The following is a 14,532-nucleotide window of genomic DNA, read 5'->3' as shown; positions in this document are numbered from 1 at the left end:
CTGTTGGCGCCGGTCCCCACCTCTCCCGCTGCGCGAGCCGCACCCCAGGAAGCGTTGCGCGAGCCGCCCTCCGGAAGCGAGGCCGTGCACAGGCGCCGACTGGTGGAGAGTTGCCCACAGGCGGCCGCTCGGGCCGCGCCCGGCGCGTCCGTGACCCTCTACGGTCTGCGGCATGTCGACCCTCTCCCCGCCTCCGTCCCTCGACGCGACCGATCCACGGCCCGAGCTGTGGCGCGCCGCCGACCACGCCGCCGAGGCCATCGCCCTGGCGCGCCGGACCGCGGACATCGCGTGGAAGGGCAAGGCATCCGATGGCTACCGCGACCTCGTGGTCGAGGCGGTCCACGAGCTGTACCGGGCGGACCGTGCGGCGGACCGGGCCGTGGGCGCCGCCGCGCGCCACGTCCGGACCGTCGACGCCGCGAACGCCGAGGCGAGCCTTCGATGAGCAGGGCGCCGGACCCGACTGCGGGCATCGTCATCTCGGGCGGGGTCACGAGCGTCGAGACCGCCGACCTCCTCGCCGCCGCCGCGGTCGTGGCGGAGGCCGTGCTCCGCGTCGAGGCCGCGCTCGCCGAGGGGCGGCGCGCGCACGGGCTGGTCAGCGGGCTCGTGGAGGCGCCGCGGTCGTCGGTGCGCTGGGTGGGCGGCGCGCCCGCGTGCTACCCCACGCTCGGGTCGGGGGTTCCGTCGTCGTGGGCGCCGGCGCCGCCCGAGGTCGTCGCGACCCGCTCCGCGCTGCTCGACGAGATCGCCGCGTACACCGACGCCCTGATCGTGTCCGAGGCGCTGCTGCACGGGCTGATCGACCGGCTCGCGAAGGCCGCGGGGGTCTACGAGGAGGGCGAGTCGGGGGTCGAGACCGTGCTCTCCTTGCTCGCGCGGGTTCCTGCGGCCGGGGTGGGCGTGATGGTGGGCGCCGGGATCGTGGACGCCGCGAAAGGCATGGCAGCCGGGCAGGGCTTCCAGCCGTGGCGCCTCCTCACGGGGTCCGGTGCGTACCACGACGAGTTCGTCCAGGGGGTGAGCGTCGCGCTGAGACCGTTGAACCCGCTGTCCGCGCTCAGCGGCCGGCCGGCCGTCGAGGGCGCGGCTGGGACGCTCCGCGGCCTCTCGCAGCCCTACCGAGGCCTGTTCGACGAGGACGTCACGACGACCGAGCTCACCGGTCCCGCCCTGCCCGCCGGGTTCGCCAAGCCTGCGGCCCGCAGCGCCGAGGACCTGCTGTCCGGGATCGACGTCGTCTACGGCAAGGGCAACGACCTGCCGGACTCGGTGGTGTCGATCGAGAAGTACGTGGGCGACGGCGGCTCGGCGACCTGGGTCGTGACGGTGCCCGGCACCCAGCTCTTGAACACGACGACGCCGTTCAGCATGACGTCGAACTACGACCTGGTGCGGGGCGAGGACGCCGACAGCACTGCGCACGTGCTCAACGCGATGCGCCAGGCGGGGATCCCGGGTGACGAGGAGGTCGTGCTCGTGGGGCACTCGCAGGGTGGCATGGTCGCGATGGCCGTCGCGACCGCCGTGACGGGAGCAGCCGCGGGGGCGCCGGGCGGGACGCCCCGCTACGACGTCCGGCAGGTCCTGACCGCCGGATCCCCGCTCGCGGGCATGGCCCTGCCCGCGGGGGTGCGCGGCACGCATGTCGAGATCGAGCAGGAGGTCATCTCCCAGACCGACGGCGCCGACAACCCCGTCGGCCCGGACCAGGTCACGGTCCGCGCTGACCTGGACGCGCCGGGGGCCCCGGGGACCGGAGGCGGGCTCCCGCACGGGGTGCCGTTCCACGTCGACGTCCTCGAACGAGCCCGTGAGGTGGGGCATCCCGGCCTGGTCGACAACCTCGACGCGCTCGAACGCGCAGTGTCGGGGGAGCGTGTCGAGGCCCGGTACTTTCGGGGCGCTCTCGACGTGGACGTCGAAGCGGTCGCGCGCGCCACGACGCCTGTCGGGGCAGTCGAGCGTGCGGTCGACGGGATGCGTAAGGCGGTGGGCGCGGGGTGAGGACGACCGGCGCCAAGCCCGGCCGGCGATCAGGCCTCTCGCCGTGGCGCTCGCCGGGTGCTACGGCGTCGGGCCCCCGGGCGGGGCCGCGCGCGTCAGGTCGACGCGGGCGACGAACAACTCCTGCTCCGGGGTCTCGACGGCGCCCGGGCGGTAGTGGGCGCGCACCCAGTCGACGGCCTCGTCGGCCGTGACTCCGGCCAGTCGTGCGAGGAGCGCGAGCGACGTGCCGGTGCGCCCCGTCCCGCCGTCGCACACGATCTCGACGCGCGACGTCGACGCGCGCTCGAAGGCCTCGTGGAGCGCCGTGACCGCGTCGGCCGTCGAGCGGGGCAGGCCGAAGTCCGGCCATGCGACCCACGACGACTCCCACGCCTCACGGTGCGGGGCGCCGGTCAGGTAGACGCCGAGCTCGGGTGGCTCGTCGTCCAGCGGTGGCCCGGCGGCGAGCCCTCGCCCGCGGACCTGGCGCCCGTCGGGCAACGTCACCAGGCCGGTCGTCGAGCTGTTCCAGGCCCCCATGGCGCCCCCTGTGTGGATGGATCGTTTGTGTGGACGGATCGCTGCGTGGGTGGATCGTCGGGACGGCGTCGTGCCCGCGACACCGGGACGGCCCGCAATGCCAGGAGAGGTCAGCCCTGGCCGGGCGCGCCCCGGATCGCTCCGTCAGGGAGCGCGTCGCAGGTGGCGGACTCGGAGAGCGCCGCGATCTCGGCGCGCACCACGACGCCGTCGAGCGTCCGCTTGACCGTGTAGACGACGCCCTCCTGCGAGTCCGGCGCGGGAACGTATCCGACGGTGGCCCCATCGAACTGCTGGTCGTCGGGAACGGGGCCCAACGCCGTCGAGAGGAGGTCCGCGGTGGGGTTCTCCTGCAGCCAGTTGGCCGTCTCGCTGACGGTGACGCCGGGGATGGCCCAGAACGCCTCGAGCTCCGCGACCGGCCCGCACGGCCAGCCCGTGAAGGACGAGAACTCCGCGACGCTCGCGTCGGAGGGGATCGCTCCGGGCGGGACGACGGCCGCGTCCAGCCAGGCTTGAGCGCGATCGCGCGCTCCCGCGTCGACGACGCCCGCGTAGTCGGTGCTGCTCGCGTCGCCCGTGTCGTCGGCGCCGTCCGCGACGGCCGTGTCAGCGGCCGGCGCGCCGCCCACGGCGGACCCGCCAGGAGCCGCCGCCTCGTCGCCGTCCTCGGCGGGGGCGCAGGCGGTCAGGGAGAGCGCGACGAGCACGGCGCCGATCACCAGTGGGGCGTTTTGCATGCACGCACACTAGCGGCGCCGCGGCGCTTCCAGAAGACCCCGGGCGCCGGTCCCGCCCGCGCGCGTCAGACCCGTGGCTTGGGCGCGACCACCGCGGAGATCGCGAAGTTCAGGACACCGATGATGAGCGCGGCGAGCAGCGCCCACCAGAACCCGCCCTCGATGCGGATGCCCCAGTCCGTCTGCTCGGTGATCCACGCCGTGAGCATCAGCATGAGGGCGTTCACGACGAGAGTGAACAGGCCCAGCGTGAGGATGTAGAGCGGGATCGAGATGATCTGGACGATCGGCTTGATGATCGCGTTGACCAACGAGTAGATGAGGGCCACGGCCAGGACGATCACGATCTGACCGCCGACGGTGTCGGAGCCGACGATCTCGAAGTGGCTGCTCATGAACAGGCTCGTGAGCCAGATCGCGATGCCGGTGACGATGACGCGGATGACGAAGCTCATGCGTGTCATCCTGCCACCGCACGCCGTGAGAGGTCCTCCGCACACGCGGTCGGCCCGACCTCGGCGCGCGGTCGGCCCACGGCTCGTGGCGTTCCCGTGGCCGCGCCCCCGCAGCCCCCGCAGCCCCCGCCCGCGAGGTGAGCGACGCCGTCGGGCTGCCGGACGGAGTGGCATCCTGGTGGCGTGACCAGCCCCACGCCCTCCGTGCCCACGTCCGCACCTGCGTCAGCGTCCCAGGTCCGTGTCCCCCTGCGTGCCGCCGTCGCAGCCCTGCCGGCCTACGTGCCGGGCGCGCGCCTCGCGCCCGGGTCGAGCGCGTTCAAGCTGTCGTCCAACGAGAACCCCTACCCGCCGCCCGCTGCGGTCGTCGCGGCGATCGTCGACGCGGCGGCGGACACCAACCGCTACCCGGACATGTACGCGACCGACCTGACCGAGGCGCTCGCCACGGACCTGGGGGTGGACGCGGCGCAGGTCGTCGTGGGCAACGGCTCGGTCGCCGTCCTCGCGCACATCCTGTCGGCCGTCGTGGACGCGGGCGACGAGGTCGTCTACCCGTGGCGCTCGTTCGAGGCGTACCCGATCGCGGTCGCGGTCGCGGGCGGCACCTCGGTGCGCGTGCCCGTGACGCAGGACGGTCGCCTCGACCTGCCCGCGATGGCCGCGGCGATCAGCGACCGCACGCGCGTGGTCCTGGTCTGCACGCCCAACAACCCGACGGGCCCGGTGGTGCACGCCGACGAGCTCGCGACGTTCCTCGCGTCCGTGCCGGGCGACGTCCTGGTCGTCCTCGACGAGGCCTACCTCGAGTTCGTGCGCGACCCGCAGGCTCCCGACGGCCTCGCGGTCCTCGCCGCGCACCCCAACGTGGTGCTGCTGCGCACGCTGTCCAAGGCGTACGGCCTGGCGGGGCTGCGCGTGGGCTACGCGGTCGCCGAACCCGCGCTCGCGGCGGGCATCCGCGCGGTCTCGACGCCCTTCGGTGTCTCGCACGTCGCGCAGCGCGCGGCGCTCGCGGCGCTGTCGGTCAAGGACGAGCTGCTCGAGCGCGTCGAGCACCTGGTCTCGCGGCGCGAGCGTCTGGTCGAGGGGCTGCGCGACCAGGGGTGGGACCTGCCGGAGACGCAGGCGAACTTCGTGTGGTTCCCGCTCGGCGGCCCGACGGCGGAGCTCGCCGTGGGCGCGTCGGCTGCCGGTCTGCTGGTGCGCCCGTTCGCGGGCGAGGGCATCCGGGTGAGCGTGGGCGAGGAAGAGGCGACCGCGGCGTTCCTGCGGGTCGCGGCAGGCTGGCGGTAGCCGGTACCTGTTGCCGGAGGGGTCCACCGAGAGAAGACTCGCGTCATGGACACTCCCTCGGTCGACCAGATCCCGGACGAGTACAGCTGGCTCTTCGGCACTGCCGCCCTGATCATCTGGGCTGCCGTCGCGATCATCTTCCTGATCGCCTACATCCAGATCATCCGCAAGGCCGGCTACTCGGGGTGGTGGGTGCTCGTCGGGATCGTGCCGCTGCTGAACATCGTGATGTTCCTGGTGTTCGCGTTCTCGACGTGGCCCGTCACGCGAGAGCGTGACGCCCTGCGGGCGCAGGCCGGGTACTCCGGGACGTACCCGCCGGGCTGACCCCCACGTCTCGGTGGGCAGACCCTCGCATCGCTCGCGCGCCGCGCGCCCGGGGTGGGCCGGGCGGCGCCGGACCTGACGGAATGTGCCAACGATCCGGTCGTCCGTGCCCGGTGAGACCTGGAAGTGCCCCTCGGGCGTTTGGAGGGAACCTCCAAAGACGGGCGGGCCAGGTTTGTCCTCCAATGGCGGAGGAAGCTACGCACTCGTAGCCTACGCTTGCGTAAGCTACGGTAACGTAGGTTCGGTCGGAGACGACCGAGGACCGACCCCCCGAGCGACCCGGGCCCCCGCCTCCGGCCGCACCCAAGGAGAGCGTGTGAACCAGCAGAACACCGCCGTTGCAGCAGATCCCGAGGTCGGGTCCTCCGCTGACCCGCAGATCGACACCGGGGCAGGTCTCCCGGTCGACGCGGAGCTCCTGCAGCTCCTGACCCCGGCCGGCGAGCGGGTCGAGACCCCCGAGAACGCGGCCTACCGTGAGCGCGTCGCCCACCTGGACGCCGACGCCCTGCGCGGCCTGTACCGCGACATGGTCCTGACCCGGAGGTTCGACGACGAGTCCACGTCGCTCCAGCGCCAGGGCGAGCTCGGGCTCTTCCCGCAGTCGCTCGGCCAGGAGGCCGCGCAGATCGGCTCGGGCCGCGCGCTGTCGCCGCAGGACTACGTCTTCCCGTCCTACCGGGAGCACGGGGTCGCCCACACGCGCGGTCTCGACCTCGCCGACATCCTGCGCCAGTTCCGCGGCGTCGACCACGGCGGCTGGGACCCGGACGAGCACAACTTCCACCTGTACACGCTCGTGATCGGCTCGCACACGCTCCACGCGACGGGCTACGCCATGGGCGTGCAGCGTGACGGCCTGGTCGGCACGGGCGACCCGACCAAGGACACCGCGGTCGTCACCTACTTCGGTGACGGCGCGACGTCCCAGGGCGACGTGAGCGAGGCGCTGGTCTTCGCCGCGGTCAACAACGCGCCGCTCGTGCTGTTCTGCCAGAACAACCAGTGGGCCATCTCCGAGCCCACGACCAAGCAGTCTCGCGTGCCCATCTACCAGCGCGCGCACGGGTTCGGGGTCCCGAGCGTCCGCGTCGACGGCAACGACGTCCTCGCGTGCTACGCCGCGACGGCCGAGGCGATCGAGCGGGCCCACTCCGGTGGCGGCCCCACGTTCATCGAGGCCTACACGTACCGCATGGGCGCCCACACCACCTCGGACGACCCCACGCGCTACCGGACCTCCGAGCAGGAGGCGCTGTGGCGTCGTCGGGACCCCATCGACCGCCTGCGCCTCCTCCTCGAGGCCGAGGGCGCGTGGGACGAGCAGTGGGCCGCGGACCTCGCGGCCGAGGGCGACGCGCTCGGCGAGCGCCTGCGGACGTTCGTCCGCGGCCTGGGCCGCCCCTCGACCGAGTCCATGTTCGACCACGTCTACGCGACCGAGCACTCGGTCGTCACGGCCGAGCGCCAGTGGTTCGAGGAGTACGAGGCGTCCTTCACGGACGACGGCGCGTCCCGCACGCACGACCAGCACGGAGGAGCACGATGAGCGCGCCGACCACCACGGCAACCACCACGTCCCGCCTCACGCTGGGCAAGGCCATCAACGAGGGCCTGCGCGCGTCGCTCGCGAGCGACCCCAAGGTCCTGCTCATGGGCGAGGACATCGGCCCCCTCGGCGGAGTCTTCCGCGTGACCGACGGCCTCCAGGCGAGCTTCGGCGAGGACCGTGTGGTCGACACCCCGCTCGCCGAGTCGGGCATCGTCGGCACGGCGATCGGGCTCGCGCTGCGCGGCTACCGGCCCGTGTGCGAGATCCAGTTCGACGGGTTCATCTTCCCGGCCTACGACCAGATCACGACCCAGCTCGCCAAGATGCACTACCGCTCGCGCGGGCGCCTCCAGCTCCCCGTGGTCATCCGGGTGCCGTTCGGCGGCGGGATCGGCGCGGTCGAGCACCACAGCGAGAGCCCCGAGGCGCTGTTCGCGCACACCCCCGGGCTGCGCGTCGTGTCGCCGTCGACCCCGCAGGACGCCTACTCGATGATCCGCGAGGCCATCGCCTCGCCGGACCCCGTGCTGTTCTTCGAGCCCAAGGGCCGCTACTGGGACAAGGGCGACGTCGTGCTCGACGGCCCCGTGGGCGACTCGACGCTCAACTCGGCAGTCGTGGTGCGCGAGGGCACGGACCTGACGCTCGTCGCGTACGGCCCGACCGTCCCGACCGCGCTCAAGGTCGCCGCGGCGGCCGCCGCCGAGGGCACGAGCATCGAGGTCGTCGACCTGCGCAACATCTCGCCGCTCGACACCGCGACCGTCGTCGCGTCGGTCCGCAAGACCGGGCGCTGCGTCGTGGTGCACGAGGCCGCGACGTACCTCGGCTCAGGAGCCGAGATCGCCGCGCGCGTGACCGAGGAGTGCTTCTACTCGCTCCAGTCGCCCGTGCTGCGCGTGGGCGGTTTCCACACGCCGTACCCCGTCGCCAAGCTCGAGCACGAGTACCTGCCGAGCCTCGACCGGGTCCTCGACGCGGTCGACCGCGCCATGGCGTTCTAGGCCCGGTCCCGCCCGGCCCGTCGCACCACCCCCAGACCACAGCACCACGATCACCCGAGGAGCAGGCAGTGCCCACCTTCGAGCAGTTCAAGCTCCCTGACGCCGGCGAAGGACTCACCGAGGCGGAGATCGTGCAGTGGCACGTCGCCGTGGGTGACGAGGTCACGGTGAACCAGACGATCGTGGAGATCGAGACGGCCAAGTCGCTCGTCGAGCTCCCGTCGCCCTACACGGGCGTCGTCGCCGAGCTGCTCGTCGCCGAGGGGGACACGGTCGAGGTCGGTGTCCCGATCATCGTGGTCGACACCGACCCGTCGGGCGCCACGTCGGCCGGTGGCCCGGCCGCCGAGCCGGCGGCGGGGGAGGCGTCGGGCAGCGGCGCGGTCCTGGTCGGCTACGGCGTCGCCGAGCAGGCGAGCGCGCGTCGCCCGCGCCGCGGGTCTGCAGTTGCTGCGGCCCCCTCCGGCCCGACGGCGGAGCCCGCCCCTCCCGTCGTCGCACCTGCCGCGCCCGTCGCGGTACCGGCGGCCGCGGCGCCCGTGCGACCTGCGCCGTCGGGCCCCATCCGTGCCCTGGTCTCGGCCGCGACCGCCGGACGCACCGTCCTCGCCAAGCCCCCCGTGCGCAAGCTCGCCCGTGACCTGGGCGTCGAGCTCGCGTCGGTCCCCGCGACCGGTCCCGGCGGGATCATCACGCGCGAGGACGTGCTCGCCTACAGCGCACGCTCCGAGCCCCGCACGCTCGCGACCTACGCGGGCGACGACTCGCCGTGGCTCAACGACGCCGGTACGGGGTCGTCGGTGACCCCCGACGGACGCCAGACGCGCGTGCCCGTGAAGTCGGTGCGCAAGCGCACGGCCGAGGCCATGGTCCAGAGCGCCTTCACGGCCCCGCACGTGACCGAGTTCCACACGGTCGACGTCACCAAGACCATGAAGCTCGTCGCGAAGCTCCGCGAGGACCGCGAGTTCAAGGACGTGCGCGTCACGCCCCTGCTCATCACGGCTCGGGCCCTGCTGCTCGCGGTGCGCCGCCACCCGGACATCAACGCGAGCTGGGACGAGGCCGCGCAGGAGATCGTCTACAAGCACTACGTGAACCTGGGGATCGCGGCCGCCACGCCGCGCGGGCTCGTCGTGCCCAACATCAAGGACGCGCACCGCCTCGACCTCAAGGGGCTCGCGCAGGGCCTGTCCGACCTCACGGCCACGGCTCGCGCCGGGCGCACCACGCCCGCCGACATGTCCGACGGGACCATCACGATCACCAACGTGGGCGTGTTCGGGATCGACACCGGCACCCCGATCCTCAACCCGGGCGAGGCCGCGATCCTCGCGTTCGGCGCGATCCGCGAGCAGCCGTGGGTCCACAAGGGCAAGATCAAGAAGCGCTGGGTCACGCAGCTCGCGCTGAGCTTCGACCACCGCCTGGTCGACGGTGCGCTGGGCGCCTACGTCCTGAGCGACGTCGCGAAGATCCTCGAGGACCCGGCCCAGGCGCTCGTCTGGGGCTGACGGCGGAGGCCGGTCATTCGGTGTCCTCGGGGGAGGGGTCGGGGATCTCGCCGGGTCGGTAGCCCGGGAGCCGGCTGGCGGGCAGGATCGCCGTGGCGCTGATCGCGGCGAGGACGAGCAGCCCGATGCGCAGGGTGTCCAGGCGTGACTGCTCGTTGAGGGCGACGGCGGCGTCCACCTGCGCTGTGCTCGCATCCGTGGCCGCGAGGACCTCGCGCAGGTCGTCGTTGCTCACGAAGTTGACCGAGTCGAGGTCGACCTGGGCGACGAGCGAGGGGGGCAGCTCGGGGTGCTCGACGACGGTGCGCCCCACCGAGATCCCGAGGATCGTCACGAGCATGGCACCGACGACGGCCGTGCCGACGGCCGAGGCGAGGTTCTGCGTGGTGCCGCGGATCGATCCGACGTCTCCCGCGAGGGTCTTGGGGACCGAGGTCACGAGGACGTTGAACACGAGCGTGACCAGCGCACCCTGCCCCACCCCGAACACGAACAGCCCCAGGATCGTCGGGAGGGTCTCCCAGTTGTTCGTGACCACGAGCGCGAGCCAGGCGAGCCCGACCGTCGTGAGGACGAAGCCGAAGACGCCGATGACCCGGGGGCTGAACCGTCCGTAGAACCGCACGACCAGGGTGGCGGTGACGAACACGGTGAGGTTGAAGGGCATCATCGCGAGCGCGGTGTCGAACGGGGTGCGGCCCTGCACGATCTGGATGTAGAGCGGCACGGTGAAGTTCAGGGCCGCCTCGAGCGCGACGACGATGAACATCGCGTACACCGCGGCGCGCTCGCTCGAGGCCCCCAGGACGCTGAGGTCGACGAGCGGGACCTTGCCGGCCGCGGCTCGCCGTCGTGTCCACCAGAAGAAGGTCTGCCCCAGGACGACGCCCACCACGACGAACAGCGGTGCGGGCGAGACCCCCAGGACCGAGAAGGGCGCCTCGGGCGTCGCGTAGAGCAGCCCCCAGGCGTTGAGGTTGTTGAAGCCCAACGTCAGGAGGACGATCGCGGCGCCGATGAGCACGGCAGCGACCAGGTCGATCCTGATCCCGGGGTCGCCGCGGTCCGAGCGCAGGCGGAAGCTGAACACGAAGACGGCCACCGCGAGCGCGAGCACGATCCCGAACACGGGCCGCCATCCCACGAGCGTGCCGAGCGCGCCGCCGATGAAGAAGGCGCTGACCCCGGAGATCGCGCGGGCCGAGCCGAGCGACCCGATCGCGGTCGCCTGCTGGGCGCCGTGGTAGTTCTCCGCGATGAGCGCGACGAGCGCCGGCACGATGATCGCGGCCGAGGCCCCGGCCACGGCCTGGCCCGCGATGGCCCAGCCGACCGTCGGGGAGAAGATCATCATCAGTGCCGAGGCGGCGAAGGTCGCGACCACGACGCGGAAGACCACGACCCACCCGATGCGCTGGCCGAGCTTGGCACCCGTCATGACGAGCGCCGCGACGGCGAGCCCGTAGACGACGATGGTCGAGCTGACGACCGTCGGAGGGACGCCGAACTCCTCGACCATCCCGCCCAACGAGACGGGCAGGGCCGCGACGTTGAAGGACATGAGGACCTGGGCGAGGAACAGCCCCACCATCGGGACCCACGACCGGCGTTCCTCGACGGTCGTTCCTGCGGCTGCATCGGTTCGGCTCATGCGGAGGGCTCCGTTCGTTCGGGCACGTGCACGGAAGACGCGAAGAGGTTCAGGCCCAGGGCCCGGGACAGGTAGGCCGTGGCTCGCTGCCCGCGGACGCTGTTCCCGGCGGGGTCCAGGAGCGGGGAGAAGGTGCCGATCGCGCCCTTGCCGGGCGCGACGGCGACGATCCCGCCCGAGACTCCCGACTTCGCGGGGAGCCCGATCTCGAAGAGCCACTCTCCCGAGCTCTCGTACATCCCGGTCGAGGCCAGGACGGCGAGGGTGTCGCGGCACACCTGCGCCGAGACCACGCGTTCGCCCGTGACCGGGTTGACGCCCCCGTCCGCGAGCGTCGCGCCCATGACCGCGAGATCGCGGGCGCTGACCCGCAGCGCGCACTGCCGCGTGTACACGTCGACCACCTCGAGGGGGTCGGTCCGGATCCGGCCGTAGCTCTCCAGCAGCCGGGCGATCGCCTTGTTGCGCATGTTCGTCTCGGCCTCCGAGCGGTACACGACCCCGTCGAGCTCGAGCTGGCGACCGGCGAACCGTGACAGGCCCGTGCGGACGTTCTCCCACTGCTCCGCCGGCGTCGCACCGGGCATCAGGGCCGTCGTGGCGAGCGCCCCCGCGTTGACCATCGGGTTCCGGGGGTGCCCGTCGTTGAGCTCGACCGCCATGACCGAGTTGAACGCCAGGCCCGTGTTGTTCACCCCGACGCGCTCGAGCACCTCCTGGTGCCCGTACGCCTCGCACACCAGCGCGTACACGAACGCCTTGGAGATCGACTGGACCGAGAACTCGACGTCGGCGTCCCCGACGGCGTGCACCTCTCCACCCGAATCGGCAACGACGACGCCGAAGAGCCCCGGATCCACCTCGGCGAGCACGGGGATGTAGTCCGCCACCTGACCGCCGTCATGGGCACGACACCGCTCGTGAGCCGCGTGCACGAGCCGTTCGACCTGGTCCCACCCCGGCAGCGCCCCCGTCGCCACCTCCTGCTCGACACCGTCGACGTCCGTCGCCAGGTCCATCGCCTCGCCCCTCTCGAGTGCTGAGAACTGCCCGGGCCTCTGTCTTTCTACACCCTCGACGTCCCGAGCGGGGCGTGAGGAGACGACACGCGCCGAGAGCCCGCGCCCTGCCTGTCCGGGGTGGTGCCCGACCGAGGCGCGACATCGACCGGCCGCCGAGCCGACGGCCGTGCGCTCCGGACGCCGACGCGCCAAGATCGGTGCGTGGAAGCCTGGATCGTCGAGAACGAGCTGGTCCTGACGTTCGTCCTGAACTCGCTCATCGCGATCGGGACGCTCGCTGCCGTGGTGTGGGCGGTGTGGTCCACGCAGCGCGAGGTCAGGCGAGGTGAGTCGTACCGTCGCGAGCACCTCGACCAGGAGGAGCGCCACCAGGCCGAGCGCGTGACCGCATGGGTCCGGGAAGCCCCCGAGGTCCTGGTCCTCGCCGACGACGACGAGCTGGACGGCGACCAGACCGACGGGCTGCGCGTCCTACGGGTCATCAACACGTCCGACGCGCCCGTCTACGACGTCACGTTGCGCACCCTGGCCGGCGCCGGGTCGCCCGCGTACGTCGGCCGCTACCTCGAGGTGCTCGTGCCCGCCGACAAGGCCACCGAGATCGAGATCCCCGCGACCGGCATCGCGACCGCGGAGGCCGAGGTGGTCCTCATGACGTTCTCCGACGCGGCCGGTCGGTGCTGGGAGCGGGACGCCCACGGGGTGCTCGTGCGACGCGCCGACCTGGACGCGGTGCATCGTCGGGTGACGGGGCCGTGACCTGGACGCGCACGGCGGCCCGGTGAATACCTACCACCGGTTGCCCACCCCGTTCCTCGGCCTGAGACTGTCAGCACCCACCGAGGAAAGGGCGTGACATGACCAGCGAGACCCCTCTGTCCGGACGAGCGGCGGCGCCTCCGCGCAGGCGACTGGTCGCCTCGACGTCGGTGCTCGTGCTCGGTGCGGTGATGACCTTCGGGGCCGCGGCCCTGGGTCCGTTCGTCGCCCCTGCCGCGGCCGAGCAGCTGCCGACGTGCCCGGACGGTGACAGCGACGGGACCGTCGGGCCGCCGCTGTTCACGGACAACGCCGTCGCGGTCTACGTCGGCGGTGACTTCACCGCGAACGAGGACGCAGCCGAGTCGGAGGGCCTGCTGGTCGTCCACGGGAACGCGAGCTTCGAGCGGGACGGGATCTTCAACGTCGGCGTCGTGGGCGCAGGGTCCGGCTCGGTGCCCACGCCCGGCTCGACCATGCTGGCCGTGGGCGGTGACCTGACCATCGGTCCGACCTCGGCCGTGGACGTCGGCGCGGGGACCGCAGGAGGGGGCGCCGTGCACGTCGGCGGCACGATCGACGGTGACTCCCGGCTCCTGACGAACGGTGCGGGAGCCATCGAGAACATGGGGCAGGGCCCCGCGCTGTCCCCGTACGACCCGGACGTCTTCCCCCAGGAGATGATCGACGTCTCGGCCGAGATGGCCGCGTTCGCTGCGAACGGCACGGCGGCCCGCACGGGTGACACGGTGATCTTCACCGCGGGGGCCGACGACCCGGCCCACCCGGGGCTCCAGGTGTTCGAGGTCGACGCCGCGACGCTCGACGGCTCGAACGCTATCCAGTTCAACGGCATCCCCGACGGCGACTCGATCGTGGTCAACGTGACCGGGGGCCCGTGACCTTCTCGCCCCAGGACTTCACCGCGGACGGCGTGCGGGTCGACGCGTTCGGCTTCCCCGGGTTCGGGGCCTTCGCGTCGAGCCTGCTGTGGAACTTCACGGGCGACACGCAGGTGTCGATCGGTCAGAACGGTCAGTTCATGGGGTCGATCCTGGGCCCGGAGATCGACCTCACGGCGACGACCAGCACCAACGGCCGCATCCTCGTCGGTGGTGACCACACGATGGGCGGAGCGGGCACCGAGCACCACAACTACCCGTGGAACTACGCGTTCCCGTGCGAGGACGAGGTCCCGCCGATCCCGACCGAGGTCGGGTCGGTCAGCGTGACCAAGAGCGTGACCCCCGGGTCCGGGCTCACGGACCTCGTCTTCACGGGCTCTGCCCGCTGCAGCCTCCCCGGAGGTGCGATCTTCGTGACGCGCTGGGCCGTCAAGGCCGACGAGGTCACCGTCTTCGGCAACATCCCCCTGGGCGAGACGTGCGTGATCCTCGAGGACCTCAGCGGGGTGTACCAGGAGGTCGACGGTGAGCTGGTCCTGGTGGACGTCGGGGACCGGCGATGGGCCGAGCCGGTCTTCACGATCGACGGTGAGGCCACCAACGTCTTCACGATCACCGAGGACGGGCAGGAGATCACGATCGGCGTCGTCAACGCGTTGCTCGGCACGGTCGTCGTGGCCAAGGTCGTGTCCGGTCCCGCGGGCGGGTACGTGGGGGACCGGAGCTTCGACGTCGACTGGCAGTGCTCGGCCGGCGCCTACGTCGACTGAGT

The 14,532-nt window shown here is 72.3% G+C and carries 15 protein-coding genes; 10 read left to right on the top strand and 5 right to left on the bottom strand.

What is annotated here, in order from left to right:
* The first annotated feature begins 172 nt into the window (after positions 1 to 172).
* Positions 173 to 448: a hypothetical protein gene (locus tag H9641_RS15000; protein WP_191805158.1), complete on the top strand. Its 276-nt coding sequence runs from the start codon at positions 173 to 175 to the stop codon at positions 446 to 448.
* On the top strand, positions 445 to 2,010 hold the full coding sequence (locus H9641_RS14995; RefSeq protein ID WP_191805156.1) for a hypothetical protein: 1,566 nt from the start codon (positions 445 to 447) through the stop codon (positions 2,008 to 2,010). The genes H9641_RS15000 and H9641_RS14995 overlap by 4 nt, the downstream gene beginning before the upstream one ends.
* A gap of 60 nt (positions 2,011 to 2,070) precedes the next feature.
* Here the strand turns inward: H9641_RS14995 and H9641_RS14990 are convergent, their stop codons facing one another.
* The 3 genes from H9641_RS14990 to H9641_RS14980 form a co-directional block, all read right to left on the bottom strand.
* Complete coding sequence (locus H9641_RS14990) at positions 2,071 to 2,532, bottom strand: protein-tyrosine phosphatase family protein (RefSeq protein ID WP_191805154.1); 462 nt, start codon at positions 2,530 to 2,532, stop codon at positions 2,071 to 2,073.
* 110 nt (positions 2,533 to 2,642) lie between these two features.
* Positions 2,643 to 3,272, bottom strand: a complete 630-nt coding sequence (locus H9641_RS14985) for a hypothetical protein (RefSeq protein WP_191805152.1) — start codon at positions 3,270 to 3,272, stop codon at positions 2,643 to 2,645.
* A 65-nt stretch (positions 3,273 to 3,337) separates the two neighbouring features.
* The gene (locus tag H9641_RS14980) at positions 3,338 to 3,727 is read right to left on the bottom strand and encodes a phage holin family protein (protein WP_191805150.1); all 390 of its coding nucleotides are present in this window, start codon (positions 3,725 to 3,727) and stop codon (positions 3,338 to 3,340) included.
* A gap of 183 nt (positions 3,728 to 3,910) precedes the next feature.
* Here H9641_RS14980 and hisC point away from each other — a divergent pair, with 183 nt between their 5' ends.
* The 5 genes from hisC (at position 3,911) to H9641_RS14955 (ending at position 9,423) form a co-directional block, all read left to right on the top strand.
* Positions 3,911 to 5,023, top strand: a complete 1,113-nt coding sequence (hisC, locus tag H9641_RS14975) for a histidinol-phosphate transaminase (RefSeq protein ID WP_318244620.1) — start codon at positions 3,911 to 3,913, stop codon at positions 5,021 to 5,023.
* A gap of 45 nt (positions 5,024 to 5,068) precedes the next feature.
* A complete protein-coding gene (locus H9641_RS14970; protein ID WP_225220546.1) occupies positions 5,069 to 5,350 on the top strand; it encodes a DUF805 domain-containing protein in 282 nt (93 codons plus the stop codon).
* A gap of 382 nt (positions 5,351 to 5,732) precedes the next feature.
* Complete coding sequence (pdhA, locus tag H9641_RS14965; protein WP_318244623.1) at positions 5,733 to 6,902, top strand: pyruvate dehydrogenase (acetyl-transferring) E1 component subunit alpha; 1,170 nt, start codon at positions 5,733 to 5,735, stop codon at positions 6,900 to 6,902.
* Positions 6,899 to 7,909 (top strand): alpha-ketoacid dehydrogenase subunit beta, encoded by a 1,011-nt coding sequence (locus tag H9641_RS14960; protein ID WP_191805146.1) that lies wholly within the window; start codon positions 6,899 to 6,901, stop codon positions 7,907 to 7,909. The genes pdhA and H9641_RS14960 overlap by 4 nt, the downstream gene beginning before the upstream one ends.
* A gap of 68 nt (positions 7,910 to 7,977) precedes the next feature.
* A complete protein-coding gene (locus H9641_RS14955) occupies positions 7,978 to 9,423 on the top strand; it encodes a dihydrolipoamide acetyltransferase family protein (RefSeq protein WP_191805144.1) in 1,446 nt (481 codons plus the stop codon).
* Between the two features lie 13 nt (positions 9,424 to 9,436).
* Here the strand turns inward: H9641_RS14955 and H9641_RS14950 are convergent, their stop codons facing one another.
* Together H9641_RS14950 and glsA are read right to left on the bottom strand one after the other, a co-directional pair.
* Positions 9,437 to 11,074, bottom strand: coding sequence for an MFS transporter (locus H9641_RS14950; RefSeq protein WP_225220545.1), 1,638 nt, complete (start codon positions 11,072 to 11,074; stop codon positions 9,437 to 9,439).
* A complete protein-coding gene (glsA, locus tag H9641_RS14945) occupies positions 11,071 to 12,093 on the bottom strand; it encodes a glutaminase A (RefSeq protein ID WP_191805142.1) in 1,023 nt (340 codons plus the stop codon). Before glsA ends, H9641_RS14950 begins: the two co-directional genes overlap by 4 nt.
* Positions 12,094 to 12,297: 204 nt before the next feature.
* On the opposite strand from glsA, the gene H9641_RS14940 reads away from it, so the two are divergent.
* From H9641_RS14940 to H9641_RS14930, 3 genes are all read left to right on the top strand, one after another.
* A complete protein-coding gene (locus H9641_RS14940) occupies positions 12,298 to 12,855 on the top strand; it encodes a hypothetical protein (protein ID WP_191805140.1) in 558 nt (185 codons plus the stop codon).
* 98 nt (positions 12,856 to 12,953) lie between these two features.
* Complete coding sequence (locus tag H9641_RS14935; protein WP_191805138.1) at positions 12,954 to 13,757, top strand: choice-of-anchor A family protein; 804 nt, start codon at positions 12,954 to 12,956, stop codon at positions 13,755 to 13,757.
* Positions 13,754 to 14,530, top strand: a complete 777-nt coding sequence (locus H9641_RS14930) for a DUF5979 domain-containing protein (protein WP_191805136.1) — start codon at positions 13,754 to 13,756, stop codon at positions 14,528 to 14,530. Before H9641_RS14935 ends, H9641_RS14930 begins: the two co-directional genes overlap by 4 nt.
* Positions 14,531 to 14,532: the final 2 nt, after the last annotated feature.

Origin of the sequence: Oerskovia merdavium (assembly GCF_014836755.1) — a bacterium.
Lineage (GTDB): Bacteria > Actinomycetota > Actinomycetes > Actinomycetales > Cellulomonadaceae > Oerskovia > Oerskovia merdavium.
This window is presented reverse-complemented; position numbering and strand designations above follow the sequence as displayed.

Coding starts and splice junctions, on each gene's coding strand:
- H9641_RS15000 (WP_191805158.1), top strand. CDS start 173: ATGTCGACCCTCTCCCCGCCTCCGTCCCTCGACGCGACCGATCCACGG.
- H9641_RS14985 (WP_191805152.1), bottom strand. CDS start 3,272: ATGCAAAACGCCCCACTGGTGATCGGCGCCGTGCTCGTCGCGCTCTCC.
- H9641_RS14935 (WP_191805138.1), top strand. CDS start 12,954: ATGACCAGCGAGACCCCTCTGTCCGGACGAGCGGCGGCGCCTCCGCGC.
- H9641_RS14970 (WP_225220546.1), top strand. CDS start 5,069: ATGGACACTCCCTCGGTCGACCAGATCCCGGACGAGTACAGCTGGCTC.
- H9641_RS14980 (WP_191805150.1), bottom strand. CDS start 3,727: ATGAGCTTCGTCATCCGCGTCATCGTCACCGGCATCGCGATCTGGCTC.
- H9641_RS14990 (WP_191805154.1), bottom strand. CDS start 2,532: ATGGGGGCCTGGAACAGCTCGACGACCGGCCTGGTGACGTTGCCCGAC.
- glsA (WP_191805142.1), bottom strand. CDS start 12,093: ATGGACCTGGCGACGGACGTCGACGGTGTCGAGCAGGAGGTGGCGACG.
- H9641_RS14950 (WP_225220545.1), bottom strand. CDS start 11,074: ATGAGCCGAACCGATGCAGCCGCAGGAACGACCGTCGAGGAACGCCGG.
- H9641_RS14960 (WP_191805146.1), top strand. CDS start 6,899: ATGAGCGCGCCGACCACCACGGCAACCACCACGTCCCGCCTCACGCTG.
- H9641_RS14995 (WP_191805156.1), top strand. CDS start 445: ATGAGCAGGGCGCCGGACCCGACTGCGGGCATCGTCATCTCGGGCGGG.